The organism is Nocardioides sp. (assembly GCF_004803405.1).
GTDB classification, from domain to species: domain Bacteria; phylum Actinomycetota; class Actinomycetes; order Propionibacteriales; family Nocardioidaceae; genus Nocardioides; species Nocardioides vastitatis.
On record NZ_SSXI01000084.1, the window covers coordinates 1 to 3,850 of the forward strand.

The 3,850-nt window shown below is 73.2% G+C and carries 4 protein-coding genes and 1 pseudogene; 2 read left to right on the top strand and 3 right to left on the bottom strand.

Annotation, left to right across the window (positions count from 1 at the left end; genetic code table 11):
- Together E7Z54_RS22975 and E7Z54_RS05845 are read left to right on the top strand one after the other, a co-directional pair.
- Positions 1 to 301: pseudogene (locus tag E7Z54_RS22975) on the top strand (hypothetical protein); the annotation flags it as partial.
- A 54-nt stretch (positions 302 to 355) separates the two neighbouring features.
- Entirely contained in the window at positions 356 to 967 is a 612-nt protein-coding gene (locus tag E7Z54_RS05845) for a rhomboid family intramembrane serine protease (protein WP_136432069.1), read from the top strand.
- Positions 968 to 983: 16 nt separating this feature from the next.
- Here the strand turns inward: E7Z54_RS05845 and E7Z54_RS05850 are convergent, their stop codons facing one another.
- From E7Z54_RS05850 to E7Z54_RS05860, 3 genes are all read right to left on the bottom strand, one after another.
- Complete coding sequence (locus E7Z54_RS05850) at positions 984 to 1,766, bottom strand: enoyl-CoA hydratase-related protein (RefSeq protein WP_136432070.1); 783 nt, start codon at positions 1,764 to 1,766, stop codon at positions 984 to 986.
- A gap of 21 nt (positions 1,767 to 1,787) precedes the next feature.
- Complete coding sequence (locus E7Z54_RS05855; protein ID WP_136432071.1) at positions 1,788 to 2,792, bottom strand: TIGR03617 family F420-dependent LLM class oxidoreductase; 1,005 nt, start codon at positions 2,790 to 2,792, stop codon at positions 1,788 to 1,790.
- A gap of 56 nt (positions 2,793 to 2,848) precedes the next feature.
- Positions 2,849 to 3,850: LacI family DNA-binding transcriptional regulator (locus E7Z54_RS05860; RefSeq protein ID WP_206056036.1), on the bottom strand; the 1,002-nt coding region annotated here is incomplete at its 5' end.

Genomic DNA, 3,850 nt, shown 5'->3' on the forward strand with positions numbered 1-3,850 from the left:
CGTGGACGCGGGCGAGACCGGAGTGCTCGTCGTCGGCAACGGCTCGGCCAAGCGCACCGAGAAGGCTCCCGGCCACCTCGACGAGCGGGCGCAGCACTTCGACGCCGGACTGCGGGCGGCGCTCACCGGCGACGTCGCGGCGCTGGGTCTGGTCGACCACGCCCTCGCCGACGCGCTCTGGGCCGACGTGGGCGCACTGGTGCAGCTGCCTGCGCTCGTGCCGCAGGGGGCGACCGCCGACGTGCGCTACGACGACGCGCCGTTCGGCGTGCAGTACTGGGTGATCAGCTGGCGCTCGTAGCGCCGCGCCTCAGCGGCCCGTGGAGGCGGTCGAGACCGGTGCCACACTGGGCCGATGCGACGCGCCTGGCGGCAGATCCCCGGATGGCAGGGCGCTGCCGTCGGCGCGATCGCGTTCGTCGCGCTCCTCTGGCTGGTCGAGATGGTCGACGTGCTCGTGGCGCACCGCCTCGACCATGAGGGGATCCGGCCCCGGTCGGACGAGGGGTTGCTCGGGATCCTGTTCGCGCCGCTGCTGCACGGCGGGTGGGGACACCTCGTCGCCAACAGCGTCCCCGTGCTGGTCCTGGGGTTCCTCACGCTCGCCACCGGGATCGCGCGCGGGCTCGCGGCGACGGCGCTGATCTGGCTGCTCGGCGGGCTCGGGGTGTGGCTGGTTGCCGGCAGCAGCTCGATCCACATCGGCGCGTCGGGTCTGGTCTTCGGCTGGATCACCTACCTCGCGGTCCGCGGCATCGTGAACCTCAACCTGGTCCAGATCGGGGTCGGAGTGCTGGTGCTCCTCGGGTACGGCGGCGTCCTGTGGGGTGTGCTGCCCGGCCAGCCCGGCATCTCGTGGCAGGGCCACCTGTTCGGCGCCGTCGCCGGCGTCGTGGCAGCGGTCGCTCTCCGCGACAGCCGCTGGACCCGCAGCCGCTGGACCCGCAGTCGCTCGCCGGTGGTCTGAACCGGGCCTGTCGGCGCTACCGCCCGAAGGCGGGCTTCTCCTTGGCCAAGAACGCGCGCACGCCCTCGGCGAAGTCCTCGCCCGTGTAGACGCTGCGCAGCAGCTCCTCCTCGCCCTCGGGCGAGGCCTCGGCCACTCGGGCCCGCGACAGCAGCTGGTGCTTGGTGACCTCGATCGTCACTCGTGAGGCCTGTGCGATCCCGTCGACGATCGCGGCGACCTCGGCGTCCAGCGCGGCGGCGTCCTCCACGGACGCGACGACGGCTCCGACGCTGTAGGCGCGATCGGCCGACACCAGGCGGGAAGCGAGCAGCATCTCACGCGTCAACGGCTCTCCGAACGTTGCCGCACACCGGTAGACGATCGAGCCCGACAGCGCGTTGCCCAGCGTCCGGGCGATCGGGTAGCCGAACCGCGACGACGCCGTGGCCACCCGTAGGTCGCAGTGCGTCGCGACAGCCAGTCCGCCACCCACGCACACGCCGTCGATCGCGGCGATGGTCACCTGCGGCAGCGCCCAGAGCATCTCGAGCAGCTCACGGATCCAGTTCTCGTAGGCCACCGCGTCCGCCTCGAGGAAGTCACTGATCTCGTTGCCCGCCGCGAACGCCTTCCCGCCGGCGCCGCGCAGGACGACCACGCGCACCGATCGATCCTCGGCCAGCTCCTCGCACAACGCCCGCAGGGCGCCGTACATGGCCCTGGTGAAGGCGTTGCGCCGCTCCGGCCGGTTGAAGGTGACCTCGACGACACCGGGTCCGAGGCGGTCGCGGTCGATCAGCAGGTCCTCAGCGCTCACGGCCCAGAGAGTACGGCGACCTCAGGCGAGACCGGCGGCCAGGGCCGTGATCTGCTCGGCCGCAGGCTGGTAGCCCGGGAAGTAGCAGCACACCCGGTCGGCGACATCGGCGAAGCGCCGGCGGATCTCGGCGGCGCAGTGCTCCGGGGTGCCGACGACGGCGATCGTCTCCAGCATCTCGTCGGTGACCAGCTCGGTCATGGCCCGGTAGTCACCGGCTTTGGACAGGCGGTTGAGCTCGGGCTGGACGTCGCCCCAGCCCTCGACGTCGAGCACCGGCCGGTAGGCCGGGGTGGACCCGTAGAACGCGAGCAGGCCGCGGACCCCGGCCGCGGCGGCGGCCATCTCGTCCTCGGTGCGACCCATCGCCACGACCGCCTGGGGCAGGACCGCGAAGTCGGAGGTCGGCCGCCCCGAGCGGGCGAGCCCCTCGGCGACCGCAGGCAGGGTCCGCTCCCGGAAGTGTCGCGCGCTGTGGAAGGGCATCACCAGCAGCCCGTCCGCCACCTCGGCGGCGGTGCGGGTCATCACCGGTCCGAGTGCGCCCAGCAGCACCGGCGGCGGCCCGAACGGGTTCGGCCCGGGGACGAACGTGGGCGGCATCAGGGTGTGCCGGGTGTGCTCGCCCTCGAACGACAGCGGCGTCCCCTCCTGCCACGACGTCAGGATCGCCTTGACGGCGCCGACGATCTCGCGCATCCGCGCCGCGGGCGGCGACCAGGTGGCGCCGTACCTCTTCTCGATGTGCGGCCGGATCTGGGAGCCGAGGCCGAGCCGGAACCTGCCCCCGGACATCAGCTGCAGGTCCCATGCCGTGTGGGCGAGGTGCATGGGCGAGCGCGGCATCGCGATCGCGACGTTCGTCATCAGATCGGTCGAGAGGTGGCCGGCGACCGCTGCGAGCGGCAGGAAGACGTCGTGCGGGCCCTCGAAGGTGAACAGCCCGTGGGCTCCCGCCTCCACCAGCTCGCGGGCGCGGGCGAGAGCCTGGTCGGGGCGCCCGTCGAGCTGGAGGTCGAGCAGCATGCCGACCATCAAACCGGGTCCGGGCGGCAGCGACCACCCTGACCAGGGCTCCCTGGTCAGGCGCTGTCGCGCTGCACCAGCTTCGGGGGGAAGATCACCCGGATCGCTCGGGGCGCTCCACCGTCCTCGATCTGATCCAGCAGCATCCGCGTCGCCTGCTCCGCCATCTCACCGATCGGCTGCCGAACCGTGGTCAGCGGCGGACTGGTGCGGTCGGCGACGCCGAGGTCGTCGTACCCGACGACGGCGATGTCGTCGGGAATCCTCCGGCCGGCCGCGGCCAGGACGTCCAGGGCACCCGCCGCCATCAGGTCCGACGCCACGAAGAGGCCGTCGAGGTCCGGCACCCGCTCGAGCAGGGTGCGCGCGGCGGCGGCGCCGCCGATCTCGGTGAAGTCGCCGTGCTCGACGGCGTCGTCGGGGATCCCCGCCTCGTGCAGGGCAGCCCGCCAGCCGTCGAGCCGGTCGGCGCCCGCCGCCATGTCGGGCGGTCCGGCGATGGTCCCGATCCGGCGGCAGCCGCGGTCGATCAGCCGCTCGGTGCCGAGCTTGGCGCCCGCGGCGTTGTCGGTGTCGACGTAGGGGACGGTGTCGGCGCCGGTCCACGGCCGGCCGACGAAGGCGCACGGCAGACCGAGCGCGGCCAGGTGCTCAGCGAGCCGGTCTCCGGAGTGGTGGGAGACCACGATCGCGCCGTCGATGTGGCGGTTGCTGAGGTAGCGCAGCACTCGGCGCTCCTCCTCGCCGGGCCGGGCGAGCAGGAGCACCAGCTGCAGGTCCCTGGCGGCGAGCACCCGGTTGACGCTGCGCACCATGTGCACGAAGAACGGGTCGGAGAAGACCCGCTCGTCCGGCTCCGGTACGACGAGCGCGACCGAGTCGGTCCGCCGGGTCACCAGGCTCCGCGCCGCCGGGTTGGGCGAGTAGCCGAGCGACTCGACCGCAGCCGCCACCGCCGCCTGGGCGGTCGGCGACACCCGGTTGCCGCCGTTGATCGCCCGGGACGCCGTCGCGCGCGAGACGCCGGCCAGTCGCGCCACCTCGTCCAGGGTCGGCGG